This window comes from Viridibacillus soli (assembly GCF_016612995.1).
In the GTDB taxonomy this organism is placed as follows: Bacteria; Bacillota; Bacilli; order Bacillales_A; family Planococcaceae; genus Viridibacillus; species Viridibacillus soli.
Window position 1 is genome coordinate 15,652 of sequence record NZ_JAEOAH010000042.1, and the last position, 15,769, is coordinate 31,420.

Here is a 15,769-nt window from a genome sequence, read left to right on the forward strand (position 1 = left end):
TATAAATTGACATCTTTTCTATTGTAGATTCGTATAGTAAAATAAGTAGCTGTTCTTATAAATCAAAAGCAGTTCATACATTGTTTTAGCAGAATAGGAGAATTATAATGACAAACAAAACAATCATATTAACTGGTGGAGGTACAGCTGGCCACGTTTCACTCAATCAGGCAATAATACCATCTTTCCTTGACAAAGGCTATGGCGTTCACTATATTGGCTCAAAAGAGGGCATTGAAAAAGAAATTATCGGTCAGGCATTCCCTGATTTACAATATCATGCAATTTCAAGCGGTAAACTTCGACGTTATTTTTCAATGAAAAACTTCACAGATCCGTTCCGCGTTTTAGCGGGTGTAGCACAAGCTTTGACAATTATTCGTAAAATAAAACCGGTAGCCATTTTCTCTAAAGGTGGGTTTGTATCGGTCCCTGTAGTTATGGCTGCTAAAATGTCAGGTGTGCCAGTTATTTCTCATGAGTCAGATGTAACGCCAGGACTTGCCAATAAATTATCGCTACCATTTGCGTCACATATTTTCACCGTATTTAAACAAACGTTGAAGCATCTACCTGCCGATAAAGCATCTTGCACGGGCTCCATCATTCGCCCGGCCTTATTTGAAGGTCGTAAAGCAAAAGGATTAGCGTTATGTGGATTTAAAGAATCGAAAGGAGTCATCCTAATTATGGGAGGGAGCCAAGGTTCAAAATTCATCAATGATGCGGTGCGCTCTAATATTGTGCAACTTTTAGAGAAGCATAATATTATCCATTTATGCGGTAAAGGACATATAGACGAAGCATTAGTGAGTATGCCTGGTTACAAGCAATTTGAATATGTTACAACTGAATTGCCAGATCTTTTACACGCATCTGATTTAATCGTTTCAAGAGCAGGATCAAATTCAATATTTGAATTTTTAGCATTAGAAAAGCCGATGTTACTCATTCCTCTTTCTCTGCAAAAATCACGTGGAGACCAAATTTTAAATGCTAAGCTGTTTTCAGAACAAGGATTAGCAGAAATACTACAAGAAGAAGATTTAACAAACAAAACGTTTATGGAAGCCGTTCTTAGCCTTGAAGAACACAAAGAAGGACTAATCAAACAAATGCGCGAAACAGAATCACCAAAAACACCGGATGAAATGGTTGAGTTGATTTTGGAGTATGCTAAATAGTAAAAGTCGTCTCTAAAAAAAGGTCATTATCTACAATATGTAGATAATGACCTTTTTGAAAGACTAAATAATTAGGAATTAATAAGGTGAAATTTTTATCTTAAATTAAATGTAAGAAACTTGGCGAATATCTTCATATCTAGTAGAAAAGGGAGAAGTTTAGGGTAGATTTAATGCTATATGTATTGCCTCTAGGGTGGGAGCGTGTTAATTTTCTTGGAGAATATAAGTTTGAAGGGTTATATTCTTCAGGATTGCCTACTCTACGTCCTTTACATATAAAAGAGCCAATTTACTCTTAACGGGGGAGTTTGGCTCTTTTAGAAATATTTAGGTATGTAATAAAGTTAAAAAATCTTTAATCTGGCTAAGTTTAAAGACAGTAGAAGGTCTTATATATAAGTGATAAGTGTATTTGTCTCTTTCCCAATGTATAGCCCAACCACTATAAGAAGTATTTTGTCTACATAAAAAAATTTCTTGAATTGGAACACCTAAAAAATCACAACTTATCTTTTTTATATTCCAACTCTGCCTTTTTCCAATTTTATTTCCAGTACGGGTAGGTAAAGGGTCAGATAAACTTTTGGGTGCAATCCAAAGCCATAATCCATCCGTATAATTTAATTGAGACCTATATAAAAGATGTAATTCTGTACCTGTATGGTGATCTTGATATCCTATGGAGTCTAAAAAATAATCATCATATCTGTGAGGAGGAGATATAGGGATTTCTAGCAGCAACTCTTTTAGAAATGTAATATCATTTTCGAACCATGAAACTCGCGTAACTTCATCCTCTTTATCCCACTTTGGTTTTTTAAAACGGGAAGTAAAGCTGCTAGTAGAAAATGATTGCTTGCCCAAACCCTCTATAAAAGATTCATTGACTGGCTCTAACATTTTTAAAATTAACAAAATCTCTTCTTCATCATAAACCCCTTTTAAAACAGATAATTCAATATTAGTAAACCACCTTGCAAAGCATGCTGCTTGATTCCCTTTATAATCTATCCCTATGAACCCAACGATTCCATCTATATTAAAAGATTGACCTTGATGTATTAAATTAGTATCAGCAGTTATCACAGGTATAGCCCAATCATAAAAAAACTGTTTAATTCTTATAATTCTTTTCTCATTTTTTATTTCAAATCGGATAGAAGAACGTACTTTACTCGATTCTTTTCTTAAAGATATATTTTCAATAGAGTAGGGAGCAGGCAATTTAGGTATTAAAATTACAAAGTTAGTGTGTTTTTGCGCCTCTTGCAATTCATTAATTGTAATTGACTCTATCATAAGACCTCTCCTCTACTTATAAATTCAAAATAGAAATTAACTATAGTTTTAATATTGTAACAATTAATCACATTATATATTGAATAATTTATAATTCAGTATTAACTACGCATATCCAGCTTCAGGCGCCAACTGCTCGGTTCACTTCGGTCTCTCGGACAAAAGCGGAAGTGATGCTTTTGTTTCGAGCCCTCCAGTGCCTGTCGCAGTTAAACGGGCGCCTTCAGCACTTACGTGTTACATTGCTTGTTCTTCTTCTTCCTTTTTCTGACTGGCTGTATATAGGTAGAAATAGTCTTTTTGGATTTGCATTAGCTCAAATTTTTTATCACTTTGATTAATTTGTTCGTATAGGGATGGATGGCTTTCTTTGGCATCCATTATATATCCAATTTTCTCAGCAGCGCGAAGGGATTTTGTGTTTTCTGAGCGGATACGCAAGAAAACAGTTTGGAAATCAAGTTCAAAAAACAATTCGTTTAGGAATTGTTCCTTTGCTTTTTGATTGTATCCTTTGCCTTGGAAAGGGGTGCCAATCCAAGTACCTAGAAAGCCAGCACCGTCTTGCACATCATATACGGTGATTGTGCCGATGGGTTGTCCCCAATCATCGGTAATCGTACGGGAAACGGCCTTTCCGTTTTCCTCGTCCTCCATTAGTTGACTAGTCAAAAACCAGTACTCATCAGCACTAGTAGCTTTTTGACGCACAAAAGGGAAGACAGATGGGTGTTTTAGTAACTCATAAAGATCGTTACATTCGTGTAATTCACGTCGCTTAATCATGCGAATCGCCTCCTATACGGGGGTGAACGTCCAAAAAAATGGCAGGTTCTAGCCCCCACGAAATTTTTCATTTAATGTTGCATAAAAAATTTCGGGGTGGGAATCGAACCCACTAGAACCAGCATGACTACTGGTGGCGCACCATTTGCCTTCCCTATTGACTCTATAAAACATAGGAATCATTTTATGAAATTATTTTGCCCTTTTACTATACTAAGTTTTGCCCGTTTTGCAAAGAAAAAAATATGGAGAAATAAATTTGTAATAATTACCTATATTAAAAGGAACATATACAGTTGTATGCTTGACAAAATAGAATTATGATAGAAATAGATAGTACGGAGGGATTTATATGACAATGCAGTTACATAAGGTTCATGGTTCAGGCAATACCTTCTATATATTAGAGACAACAGATGAAAAAAGTATGGATTGGTCACAACTTAGCATTTGGCTTTGTCAAAAAGAAAATCTAGGAGGAGCAGATGGCCTATTGCTTGTCGCTCCATCGAAAAAAGGACTCGCAAAAATGCGTGTCATTAATGCGGACGGATCAGAAGCATCTATGTGCGGAAACGGATTACGCTGTGTTGCTCGCTATATTTGTGAAAAAAATAATGTTTCAGAGGCACTTATAGAAACGATGAAAGCCGTTTTGAAAGTTCAAAAAGAAGCACCTATTTATGCAGAAATTCCAACATATTCTGTTGAAATTGCGCCGATTTCGTTCGAGCTCACATCTTTGCCAATGAGCTACAAAAATAAATACGAAATCCGCAATGAAATGATTGCTGAATTTGCTGATGATATAACTTTTACAGCAGTATCCGTTCCAAATCCTCATTTAATCGGCATTGTGCAGCCGGATAAAATAACCAATACACTTCACCAGGAAAGATTATCAAGCATGTTAAATGGGCAAAATGATTTCTGTCCAGATGGCGTTAATGTAAGCTATGTGTATCCAATGGACGCGCAAACAATTTATGTCCGTACTTATGAACGAGGGGTAGGCTTTACTAATGCATGTGGCACTGCGATGACAGCATCTGCACTAGTTTCTTCAATAGTAGGTGTCGCCCAGGAGGGTACTGTAACGGTCTTTAACCCAGGTGGCTTTGTACAATGCCATGTGAAAAATAACAAAGGATGTTTTGACTTAAAACTAGTTGGTAATGCAACTTTTATAGCTGAATTAGAGTTAAATTATGAGAAAGAAAATGAATGGTTGTGGCAATCTGTAAAAAACACAGATGAGCAAAAAGCATATGAATCATTAATTGCTTATACAGAGAATAAAATAGCAGCTATTTTTTAACTCCTTGAAGAGGTGACATTCTTGAGTGGTAATTTCATCACCAAAGAGCAGTTTGATGCGCTTTATCAAAACTGTTTAGATTTTGTATTCTTTATGAAAAAAGTAAATAATGAATTCCAGTACGTATACATTAATCATGAAGCTGAGGATGTTTTTGATGAATCGCCAATTGGCAAAAATTTGTCAGCTTGTTTAGAAAAAGAAATAGTCGAATTAATTGTTCGAAATTATAATGCTTCCATCGAAAAACAGAAGCCTTTAAAATATCGTGATTTTTATTTATTTTCAGATACAAAACGTACGAGCGAGACAATGGTTACGCCTATTTCCTTTGGTGGAGAGCAGTATATTCTTGCAGTGACAAAAAAGATTTCACGACAAAAAGTGATGGAGGAAAAAAACTTATTTCTACAATCACTTTTTGATATGAAGATGGATCCGACAATCTTATTAGCAAGTGACTTAACGTTTTTTGATGGTAATCCGAAGTTCCAGCAATTCTTTAATTGTAAAATTGAAGATTGGAAGGGTAGGCCGTTTTTTGATTTTCCACTCGTTGCATTGGAAGACCTAGAGTCATTCGGGGAACATTTAAGAAATGCATTAAACGGTAAAGGGCAGCCACCAGTGTTATTTAAACATAAAAAAGCGGATGGTAATGAAAGTAAATTCCTTGTTAGCTTTTCACCTATTTCTACAAATAACCAAGTTGCAGCTATTTATATTCAATGGATAGAATTAACAAAAAACGTCCAGCTGAAAGAAGATCTACGTAAAATGAACCATGTCCTAAGTAGCTATAAAGGGGCACTGAATTCTGCGGCGAATATTTGTATTACAGATAAAGATGGTATCATTGAATATGTCAATGAACGCTATGCGCAAACGAGCCAATATAGTGCTGAGGAGCTCGTTGGAAATAAGACTTCAATATTAAATTCTCGCACTCATTCTTCTTCATTTTATGAAGAAATGTGGAAAAGGTTACTAGATGGTCAAATTTGGCGTGGAGAAATATGTAATCGCTCAAAATATGGTAGCCGGTACTGGGTTGATACGACGATTGTTCCTATTTTTAATAGTAGGGGAGAAATTGAAAATTTCCTTTCTGTATGCTTTGATGTATCTGAAAAAAAGATTATGATGACAAATTTGCGAAACATCGAAAAAACGTTCCGTCTCATAACTGAAAACACAAATGATCTGATTGTCATTACGAACGAGGATGGCATTGTATTATATGTATCTCCAAATCACGAGAAGTGTCTTGGCTTTGACAAAGAAGAGCTGTTGGGACGTTTCTATTTTGATATGATGGCGGATAGAAGTAGAGAATTGCTAAAAAGTGAATTTGAATTGACTCTTTTACAAGAAGGAGAAGTTCAAATTGAGTTGCAAATAAAAGCGAAAGACGGTTCAACTTTCTGGATAGAAACGTATATTACAGCAGTAAAGGATGCAGAACGTGATGAAGTTTATCAATTTGTAACTGTTGCAAGAGAAATTACGCAACGTAAAAAAATGGAAGATCAATTGCGGTTTATGGCCTATCATGATAGTTTAACGATGCTGCCAAACAGACGGTATTTATTAATGGAGTTTTCTAAACTAGTGAAAGAAGCGATTGTTTCCGAAAATTCCATTGCACTACTTTATATAGATGGTGATAAGTTTAAAAAAGTGAACGATAATTTCGGACATGATGTCGGTGATGAATTTATCCGTAATTTTGGTGTAGCACTAGATTCCAGTGTCCGAGATTTAGATATTGTTAGCCGCATTGGTGGTGATGAATTTATCGTCATTTTAACGAATATGTCATCTGAGAAAAATATTCGTAAGCAGCAAATAGAAAATACAATTGAACGTATTCAACAAACATTAAAAAATGGTTGGACGATAAATGATCACCATTTCTCACCAACGTCGTCTATAGGCATCTCTTGTTTCCCTGAGCAAGGCCAATCGATTGATGATTTGCTAGAGAAAGCTGATGAGGCATTGTACTTTGCGAAAAAAACAAAAGGCAAAAACTCATATCATTTTTCACGCTAAAGATTGAAGGTGTTTTCAATGCAACAGCATGTTCTATTAGTAGAAGATGAAAAAAATATTGCGCGATTTATTGAATTAGAGCTAAAGCATGAGCAATTTTCGGTGACGGTTTGCTCCAATGGACGTGAAGGGTTAGAAGCGGCTCAAAAACAGGACTTCGATGTCATTCTACTCGATGTTATGTTACCCGAACTGAATGGTATTGAAGTATGTAGACGTGTTAGAGCCACTTCTAACGTGCCTATTATTTTAATCACGGCAAGAGATGCTGTAATAGACCGGGTAGCAGGGCTTGATGCGGGGGCAGATGATTATATAGTGAAGCCTTTTGCAATTGAAGAGCTGCTTGCAAGAGTTCGCTCCATTTTAAGACGTGTCACAACGACTGAAATAGCGACGCAACAGTTAATTTTCAAAGAAATCTCAGTCGATCCAACAGCCTATTGTGCATACGTCGATGAAGGATTACTCAGCTTAACAAAAACTGAATTTGATTTACTCAGTTTATTAATCGAAAATAAAAACCGCGTATGTACACGTGATCAAATTTTAGAGCAGGTGTGGGGTTATCGAACAGATGTAGAAACAAATGTCGTTGACGTGTATATTAGACATCTTCGTTCAAAGCTTCCTAAATTTGCAAGTGTCTATATCGAAACTGTGCGCGGTGTCGGATATGTGATGCGTGAATGAAAAAAATTAGCTCTTACTTAACGAATCAGTCACTAAAAGGAAAATGGGCATTGACATCCGCTGTCGTCATTTTCATTAGCTTTGCTGTCATTTGTTCGGTTCTTTACTTATCGATCCACTCCTGGCTTTTAAATGAGCAAGAACAGTCCGTAAAGCGTACAATGGATGATTTAACGGTATTCTTTGAATCACAAGGTGGTCGCTTAACAATACATGATATCCAGTCCAATAAAGGCCTCATGAATTCCATCGTTGACAAAAATCAAACGGTCCGAATTTTAAATGAGGATACAGTTGAAATGTTGCGTATTAATGATTCGACTCTGAAAATGCCAGATTTGCCAGACACCATACCATTTCGTGGTTATGCCATGTCGAAAGAAAAAGTAGAGAAAACAGAAATGTTTGTGGCGACGGGACCTATAGTCATTGGACCGTTTACAGGGGTTATTCAACTGACTCATCCACTTTCAACCTTTGAATCGCTAATGCGTTATATTTTGATAGCGATGTGTATTTTAGGCTTAGGTGCTCTTATTGCATCTGCAGGAATAGGGTATTTTTTGGCGACGATTTTATTGAAGCCGCTAAATGATTTGCGACTGGAGATGATAAAGGTTGCGGAGCAGGGCTTTACAGCGCCTATCACACTGCAATATGATGCCAAAGATGAAATTAGCGACTTATTAACCGTGTATCGCTCGATGATGGGAGAACTAGAGCAATCGTTCCTACAGCAACAACAATTCATTTCTGATGCTTCTCACGAGCTAAGAACACCTATTCAAGTAGTAGAAGGTCATTTATCTTTAATCAAAAGGTGGGGCAAGGATGATCCAGAGGTTTTGGAAGAATCATTGAGCACATCTTTACTTGAAATTACACGTATGAAAAAGCTTATAGAGGAAATGTTAGAACTTGCTAGAAGAGAACAAAATGATTTGCAAAATAATGCGGATATTCTTATAATTACAACCGATATAATGAATGAAGTAAAAGGGTTTTCTCACGATACAACGATTCTATTGGAAGTAGATCCTGGAGAAAGCTATCAGGCACGTATTTCTGAAAATGCCTATGGTCAGATTTTACGTAATCTTTTGCAAAATGCCGTTCGTTATTCAGAACAACAACCGATGATACAAATACGACTGTCAAAACAGCAACATACAGTGAAAATTGAAGTATTAGATCAAGGAATAGGGATTGCAGAAGAGGACCAAGTGCATATCTTCAATCGTTTTTACAGAGTAGATTCATCACGTAGTCGAGATGGCGGAGGAACTGGGCTAGGGTTAAGTATCGTCAACATGCTAGTGAATAAGTATCAAGGAACGATTAAAGTTTCAAGTAAACTTCATTACGGTAGCACATTTTCTATCTATTTACCTGCTGAAAAATGACGTTTTTTTCAATCTTTATACTATTATTAGTTATTTCACGAAAAAAATTGCTAAATTTGTCGAAAACGATTGTATTTTCTGTGAGGAGTAGTAAGATTGAAGGGGAAAAATGTTCTTCTTGTTATACAAATTCAATTGTTCCACTTAAGCAGGAAGAGTGGTAAGATAGTTAGTGGATTTTCAAATTAATAATTAACTTAATTAATGGAACTGCCACTTGGCAAAAAAGTTGGAGGTAATTCTACATGTCAATCAATGTTTCACCTGTAAGCTCACCATGGACAGCTTTTTCAGGTCCCAACCTTGGCTATGTGATGGAAATGTACGATTTGTACTTAACATCACCCGAAGAAGTTGATCCAGAACTTGTATCATTATTTGAACAATACGGAGCACCAGTACAAACTAGTGAAGTAGTAGGAGCGGCTAGCGTTGAGCCAGGTAACTTCGCGAAAGTTTTAGCTGCTGTTCAATATGCGGATGCCATTCGTCTGTATGGTCACTTAGGTGCTGATATTTATCCTTTAAAAGACCATCCACAAGACACAACTCGTATTGAAGCAAAAACATACGATTTATCTGATCAAGACTTAATCGAAATTCCTGCTTCAGTCTTGTTAAAAAATATTCCTGCAAGCGTTAACAATGGCTTAGATGCAATCAACTATTTGAAAGCAATTTACACAAATAAAATTGCTTTCGAAATTGGTCACGTTGTTAACAGTGAGGAGAGAGAGTGGCTTCAATCTAAAATTGAAAGCGGCGTATTAAACGCAGGTCTTTCAAATGATGAGAAAAAAGCAGTTTTAAACCAATTAACAAAAGTTGAAGGATTCGAGAAATTCATTCACAAAACATTTGTTGGTCAAAAACGTTTTTCTATAGAAGGTCTAGACGCATTAGTTGTTTTAATGGATGAACTTGTTCACCGTTCAGAAGACAAAGGCGTAAAAAATGTCATGATCGGGATGGCTCACCGTGGCCGCTTAAATGTGATAACACATGTATTACACAAACCATATGATATGATGTTTGCTGATTTTGCTCACGTTCCAAGTGAATTATTCATTCCAAAAGATGGTTCTTTAGAAGTAACTAAAGGCTGGTTTGGCGATGTTAAATATCACTTAGGTGCTACGTATAACAGCAAAAAAGGTGCGAAAATTAAATTAGCTTATAACCCATCTCACTTAGAAGTTGTTAGTCCAGTTGTGACAGGTCAAGCTCGTGCAGCACAAGATCAGACTTCTAAAGCAGGTGCCCCAACTCAAGATGCTAAATCTGCTCTTGCAATTTTAGTTCATGGTGACGCAGCATTCGCTGGTCAAGGTATCGTAACTGAAACAATGAACTATTCTCGCACAAAAGGTTTTAACACAGGTGGTTCAGTTCATATTATTGCAAATAACATGATCGGCTTCACAACGGAACATTATGATTCACGTTCAACTGTATACTCTTCAGATCCTGCAAAAGGATATGAAATTCCAGTATTCCACGTAAATGCTGATGATCCTGAAGCTGTTGTACAAGTAGCTCGCTTTGCTGTCGAATATCGTGAACAATTTGGAAAGGACATTTTAGTAGACTTAATAGGCTACCGCCGTTATGGACACAATGAAATGGACGAACCAATGATCACAAACCCAACAATGTATACTGGTGTCCACGGACATGACACAGTACGTGCATTATACGGTAAAGCACTTGCAGATCAAGGCGTTTTAACAGCTGAAGAAGTAGCAACTTTAGATGCCGATACACAAAAAGAAATGCAAGCCGCTTATGATCATGTTAAAGAAGTTGGCGAAGGGCAACATGTTGAAAATGAAATGCCAGAAGCTGTGAAAAACGGCTATGATATCGTTGAAACGGGTGTTGCACGTGAACGTCTAGAAAAAATGAACAAAGAATTATTAACATGGCCACAAGACTTCAATGTGTTCAAAAAACTAGGCAAAATCCTTAGCCGTCGCGAAGATGCATTCGTAGGTAAAGGTAAAATTGACTGGGGTCATGCTGAAACGTTAGCATTCGGTACAATTACGCAAGAAGGTAATTCAATCCGCTTAACAGGTCAAGATGCACAACGTGGTACATTCGCACACCGTCACTTAGTATTACATGACGAAAAAACAGGCGCAGAATTGACACCTTTACACGATATTTCAGGTGCAGATTCTTCTTTTGTTGTTTATAACAGCCCATTATCTGAAGCTGCAATTGTAGGCTATGAATATGGTTATAATTTAGAAAACGAGAAAAACTTGTCTATTTGGGAAGCACAATATGGTGATTTCGCAAACATGGCACAAGTAATGTTTGATAACTTTATTTCAGCATCTCGCTCTAAATGGGGTCAAAAATCGGGTCTTGTTATGCTGCTACCACACGCTGCTGAAGGTCAAGGTTCAGAACATACAAGTGCTCGTTTAGAACGCTTCCTACAATTAGCTGGTGAAAACAACTGGACAGTTGCAAACCTATCAAGTGCTGCAAACTACTTCCATTTATTACGCCGTCAAGCTAAGATGTTAGGTACAGAAGCAATTCGCCCATTAGTACTTGTATCACCCAAATCATTATTACGTAACCAAATCGTTGCTGCAGATGTTGAAGAATTAACTTCTGGTCATTTCGAAACAGTTATTGAACACCCAACAACTGGTTCAGCTACGAAAAAAGTTGAGCGTATTCTATTTGCTTCTGGTAAAGTAGCTATTGATATCGCAGAAAAAGTTGGCGACGGTAAAGAGTTCGATCACGTACACTTAGTACGCGTTGAACAACTGTACCCATTCCCATCTGAGAAAATTGCTGCAATCATAAAACGTTTCCCTAACGCAAAAGAATTGGCTTGGGTACAAGAAGAACCACAAAACATGGGTTCATGGTCATTTGCAGATCCTTATATGCGTGAAGTAGCAGAAGACAAAGACGTTCGTTACATCGGTCGTATCGTACGTTCATCTCCTGCTGAAGGTGATGCAGATTCATACAAACTAGAACAAGCACGTATTATTGAAGAAGCTGTAACGCGCTAATCGCGAATATCTTTAAGGAGGAAATTATAGTGGCTGAAATTATTGTCCCGGAATTAGCAGAATCGATCACAGAAGGTACGATTGTTGAATGGGTGAAAAAACCTGGTGATACTGTAGAAAAAGGCGAGTTCATCGTAGAACTTGAAACAGATAAAGTAAATGCAGAAATCATTTCTGAAGAAGCAGGTATTTTAAAAGAAATCTTTGCTCAAGAAGGCGATACTGTACTTGTAGGCGCTGTAATCGCAATCGTTGAAGCAGGTGGCGTAGCTGCTGCACCAGCACCAGTAAAAGAAGCTACTCCAGCTCCAGTTGTAGAAGCACCAAAAGCTGCACCAACACCAGTTGTGGAAGAATCATCTTCAAATGAGCGTGTAATTGCTAGCCCAGCTGCTCGCAAATTAGCACGTGAAAAAGGAATCGATTTAGCATCTGTATCTCCAGTTGACCCACAAGGTCGCGTACGCGTACAAGATGTTGCTGCTCACGGTACAGCACCACAAGCACCAGCTGCAAAACCAGCTGAAGCACCAAAAGCTGCTGCTCCTGCAATTGACGAATCTCGCGTGACAGTTGAAAAAATGTCGCGTCGTCGTCAAACAATTGCAACTCGTTTACTTGAAGTTAAACAAAATACAGCGATGCTTACTACTTTCAATGAAATTGACATGACAAACGTTATGGCACTTCGTAGCCGTAAAAAAGACCAATTCCAAGAAAAACATGATGGTACCCGTCTTGGTTTCATGTCATTCTTTACAAAAGCAGTAGTAGCTTCACTTAAAAAATATCCATACGTTAACGCTCAAATCGTAGGCAACGAATTACACTTAAACAACTTCTATGATGTTGGTGTAGCTGTATCTACTGAAGAGGGCTTAGTAGTACCAGTAGTCCGTGATTGCGACCGTAAAAACTTCGCAGAAATTGAAGATGCAATTGGTGGTCTTGCTAAAAAAGCACGCGACAAAAAATTACAAATCGCTGACCTACAAGGTGGTTCATTCACAATCACTAACGGTGGTGTGTTCGGTTCATTAATGTCAACACCAATTATGAACGGTACACAAGCTGCAATCCTAGGCATGCACACAATCCAAAAACGTCCAATCGCTGTTGGTGATGAAGTTCAAATTCGCCCAATGATGTACGTTGCATTATCTTATGACCACCGTATCATCGATGGTAAAGATTCTGTTGGATTCTTAAAAACTGTTAAAGAATTACTTGAAAACCCAGAAGATTTATTATTAGAATCTTGATTTAAGCGTTCTAAATTTAATTGAATTAGAAATAAGCCCTAAACACTCACGAAGTGTTTAGGGCTTATTTTCATTATTTCTTTACCACATTGTAGATTATTAGATGTTGATAAGACGCCATTCGTTACAGGATAATATGGACATGTTGGTTTCACAATCTTTACACCCTTTGTTAAAGTAATTATCAGAATTAACTAAAGTTTATATAACGTCAAGTTTAGAAGTATTTAATGCACATGTTCTCAATGAATTATGGTTGAGATGTTGACTTAAACCTTCTGATATTGGTACAACGGCAGTATTCCTATTTTTAAATAGAATAGAATCTGCTGGAGAATAATAGGTAGTTTCAGACGGTTTATAATGAATGGCGAGCAGTACTCAATATAATCTATTAGAATATATAAGATGAAAATAGCTCACTCAAAAAGATGTTATAATCAATAACTAGCTTGTGTCATTACTCAAGTTTCTTTTTTTAAAAAAAAAGAGTACAATGCATAGAGTGATTAAATTGATAAAGTAAAGAAGGTAATAAAAGCGTGGCAACATTTTTACAACTTAATACTATTTTTATTAGTATTATTATAGAAGCATTACCATTTGTTCTAATAGGTGTATTTATTTCAGGACTTATTCAAATGTTCGTAAGTGAACAGATGATTGCCAAAATTGTACCGAAAAATAAGATACTTGCAGTTTTATATGGAACGTTAATTGGTGCGTTATTTCCTGCGTGTGAATGTGGCATTATACCAATAGTTAGAAGATTATTAAAAAAAGGCGTACCACTGTATGCGGCTATACCATTTATGCTTACTGGTCCAATTATTAATCCTATCGTGTTATTTTCGACTTATATCGCTTTTGGTAATAGTTGGGATATGGTTTGGTATCGTGGTGGATTAGCATTTATTATTGCATTTATCATTGGACTAATCATTTCGTTTCAATATAAAGACACGCAGTTATTAGAAGAACCCGAATTACAATGTCATCATGACGAAGCAAAGAAATCATTTACTCAAAAATTTGTTGGTACTCTTAATCATGCAATTGATGAGTTTTTCTCGGTAGGGAAGTACTTAATCATTGGTGCATTTGTAGCTGCTTCTATGCAAATATTCGTGAAAACTTCATTCTTATTAGAATTAGGACAAACGAAAGCTACATCCTCTTTAGTCATGATGGGATTATCGTTTGTACTTTCACTTTGCTCTGAAGCAGATGCATTTATAGCTGCATCATTTAGAGGTACTTTTACAACATCTTCGTTAGTCGCTTTCTTGTTGTTTGGTGCAATGGTTGATATTAAAAACCTATTAATGATGCTTTCAACATTTAAAAAGAAGTTCATAATGACGCTGATTATATATATTGTTATTTTTGTATTTATCAGCTCGATGTTAGTATAGGGGAGGGGAACAGAGATGATTCGAGCATTAATACTAATGAGCTTTACTTATTTCTTTTATTACCTCTACACATCAGGCGATAATTCGAAATATATTAATATGAAGTATGAGTATATATGTATAATGGGAATTATACTTTTTGCTATACTGACAATTGTACAAATTATCAGTATGTCAAAAGAGGAAGAGGAACATAGTCATGATTGCTGTGACCATGATCATAAACATGAAAAGGACAGCTCGTTTGTTACTAGGATGTTCCACTATGCAATATTTATCTTTCCATTAGTGACAGGCTTATTTCTTCCAATAGCTACATTAGATTCGACTGTAGTAAAATCAAAAGGCTTTTCATTTAAAGCAATTGATGATTTTGAAGAAGGGGATTCTTTTGTACAAACGCAGTATTTACGTCCAGATACTAGTATTTACTATGGAAAAGATGGATATGATGAAATTATGCAAAAAGAGCTCGGTGTCTTCGCTAATATGCCTACAGTTGCTTTAAACGATGAAAATTATTTAAAAGGGATGGAGACAATCTATAACTTCCCTGGAGAATTTATCGGGAAAAAGCTCTCATATAAAGGGTTTATATACAAAGAGCAAGTTATAGATCGTAAGCAGGCTTTTGTGTTACGTTTTGGTGTCATCCACTGTGTAGCAGACTCAGGCGTTTTTGGTATGTTAGTAGAATTTCCGGATGATATGAAATTACAAAATGATGATTGGGTGAATGTAGAAGGTACGATCTCTACAGTTTACTACCAACCTTTTAAAGCAAATATCCCAGTACTGAAGGTTGATACCTGGGAAAAAACGATACAACCAGAAGAACCATATACATTCAGGGGTTATGAAAATCCAAATTTATAAATTAATATAGTAAAACGCTATCTCTTAGTAGATGGCGTTTTTATTTTGGATAAACATGCGTAAATTGCTAAAGTGGATAAAACTGTATCCTTTGATGCAGTGTTTAAAAGTTCGTTTGCAGCGCACTGTAAATGGTGCCTCTCAACAGTTGTCAATTGCTGTTTTTTTAATCGTTGTTCCATGCGACTCACCTCTTTTATTTATTATAAGAACGTTTGTTCCTTAAATCAAGAAGTATTTTTATTACCGGTGCTAATAATGCTTTTAAATATTAAATGAGTTAGCATATAAGTATAGAAGAGGAGGTTAGAAGCAGATAGAACAAGGAGGTATTTGCAAATTTGTTAGTACCTACTAATGCACTAAATTAAAGCTGATTTTTGAAAATCCTAAAAAGCGGGCAGAAATAGCCCATTGCATTCAAAACACTC

General features: G+C 36.4%; 12 protein-coding genes. 9 read left to right on the forward strand and 3 right to left on the reverse strand.

Annotated elements, in window-relative coordinates; all coding sequences use genetic code 11:
- The first annotated feature begins 107 nt into the window (after positions 1-107).
- Entirely contained in the window at positions 108-1,184 is a 1,077-nt protein-coding gene (locus JFL43_RS18635) for an undecaprenyldiphospho-muramoylpentapeptide beta-N-acetylglucosaminyltransferase (protein ID WP_200750194.1), read from the forward strand.
- A 330-nt stretch (positions 1,185-1,514) separates the two neighbouring features.
- Here JFL43_RS18635 and JFL43_RS18640 read toward each other — a convergent pair whose 3' ends face one another.
- Both JFL43_RS18640 and JFL43_RS18645 read right to left on the reverse strand, forming a co-directional pair.
- Entirely contained in the window at positions 1,515-2,486 is a 972-nt protein-coding gene (locus JFL43_RS18640; RefSeq protein ID WP_200750195.1) for a hypothetical protein, read from the reverse strand.
- 237 nt (positions 2,487-2,723) lie between these two features.
- Positions 2,724-3,272: a GNAT family N-acetyltransferase gene (locus JFL43_RS18645; RefSeq protein ID WP_200750196.1), complete on the reverse strand. Its 549-nt coding sequence runs from the start codon at positions 3,270-3,272 to the stop codon at positions 2,724-2,726.
- A gap of 352 nt (positions 3,273-3,624) precedes the next feature.
- Between JFL43_RS18645 and dapF the strand changes: the two genes are divergently transcribed.
- The 8 genes from dapF (at position 3,625) to JFL43_RS18685 (ending at position 15,338) form a co-directional block, all read left to right on the forward strand.
- Positions 3,625-4,590 (forward strand): diaminopimelate epimerase, encoded by a 966-nt coding sequence (gene dapF / locus JFL43_RS18650; RefSeq protein ID WP_200750197.1) that lies wholly within the window; start codon positions 3,625-3,627, stop codon positions 4,588-4,590.
- A 21-nt stretch (positions 4,591-4,611) separates the two neighbouring features.
- On the forward strand, positions 4,612-6,645 hold the full coding sequence (locus JFL43_RS18655; RefSeq protein ID WP_200750198.1) for a PAS domain S-box protein: 2,034 nt from the start codon (positions 4,612-4,614) through the stop codon (positions 6,643-6,645).
- Positions 6,646-6,663: 18 nt separating this feature from the next.
- Positions 6,664-7,338: a response regulator transcription factor gene (locus tag JFL43_RS18660; protein WP_200750199.1), complete on the forward strand. Its 675-nt coding sequence runs from the start codon at positions 6,664-6,666 to the stop codon at positions 7,336-7,338.
- Positions 7,335-8,741 carry a HAMP domain-containing sensor histidine kinase gene (locus tag JFL43_RS18665; RefSeq protein ID WP_200750200.1) on the forward strand — a complete coding sequence of 469 codons (1,407 nt, stop codon included), beginning with the start codon at positions 7,335-7,337 and terminating at the stop codon, positions 8,739-8,741. The genes JFL43_RS18660 and JFL43_RS18665 overlap by 4 nt, the downstream gene beginning before the upstream one ends.
- 245 nt (positions 8,742-8,986) lie before the next feature.
- Positions 8,987-11,785, forward strand: coding sequence for a 2-oxoglutarate dehydrogenase E1 component (locus tag JFL43_RS18670; protein WP_200750201.1), 2,799 nt, complete (start codon positions 8,987-8,989; stop codon positions 11,783-11,785).
- A gap of 29 nt (positions 11,786-11,814) precedes the next feature.
- Positions 11,815-13,047, forward strand: coding sequence for a 2-oxoglutarate dehydrogenase complex dihydrolipoyllysine-residue succinyltransferase (gene odhB, locus JFL43_RS18675; RefSeq protein ID WP_100796983.1), 1,233 nt, complete (start codon positions 11,815-11,817; stop codon positions 13,045-13,047).
- Between the two features lie 542 nt (positions 13,048-13,589).
- Complete coding sequence (locus JFL43_RS18680) at positions 13,590-14,462, forward strand: permease (protein WP_200750202.1); 873 nt, start codon at positions 13,590-13,592, stop codon at positions 14,460-14,462.
- Between the two features lie 15 nt (positions 14,463-14,477).
- Entirely contained in the window at positions 14,478-15,338 is an 861-nt protein-coding gene (locus JFL43_RS18685; protein WP_200750203.1) for a TIGR03943 family putative permease subunit, read from the forward strand.
- Positions 15,339-15,355: 17 nt separating this feature from the next.
- Here the strand turns inward: JFL43_RS18685 and JFL43_RS18690 are convergent, their stop codons facing one another.
- Positions 15,356-15,520, reverse strand: a complete 165-nt coding sequence (locus tag JFL43_RS18690; protein ID WP_200750204.1) for a hypothetical protein — start codon at positions 15,518-15,520, stop codon at positions 15,356-15,358.
- Between the last annotated feature and the right edge of the window lie 249 nt (positions 15,521-15,769).

What these genes read in the sequence shown, in the direction of transcription:
- JFL43_RS18640 (WP_200750195.1), bottom strand. Translation starts at nt 2,486, where the DNA reads ATGATAGAGTCAATTACAATTAATGAATTGCAAGAGGCGCAAAAACAC.
- JFL43_RS18645 (WP_200750196.1), bottom strand. Translation starts at nt 3,272, where the DNA reads ATGATTAAGCGACGTGAATTACACGAATGTAACGATCTTTATGAGTTA.
- JFL43_RS18665 (WP_200750200.1), top strand. Translation starts at nt 7,335, where the DNA reads ATGAAAAAAATTAGCTCTTACTTAACGAATCAGTCACTAAAAGGAAAA.
- JFL43_RS18690 (WP_200750204.1), bottom strand. Translation starts at nt 15,520, where the DNA reads ATGGAACAACGATTAAAAAAACAGCAATTGACAACTGTTGAGAGGCAC.
- JFL43_RS18660 (WP_200750199.1), top strand. Translation starts at nt 6,664, where the DNA reads ATGCAACAGCATGTTCTATTAGTAGAAGATGAAAAAAATATTGCGCGA.
- JFL43_RS18635 (WP_200750194.1), top strand. Translation starts at nt 108, where the DNA reads ATGACAAACAAAACAATCATATTAACTGGTGGAGGTACAGCTGGCCAC.
- dapF (WP_200750197.1), top strand. Translation starts at nt 3,625, where the DNA reads ATGACAATGCAGTTACATAAGGTTCATGGTTCAGGCAATACCTTCTAT.
- JFL43_RS18670 (WP_200750201.1), top strand. Translation starts at nt 8,987, where the DNA reads ATGTCAATCAATGTTTCACCTGTAAGCTCACCATGGACAGCTTTTTCA.
- JFL43_RS18685 (WP_200750203.1), top strand. Translation starts at nt 14,478, where the DNA reads ATGATTCGAGCATTAATACTAATGAGCTTTACTTATTTCTTTTATTAC.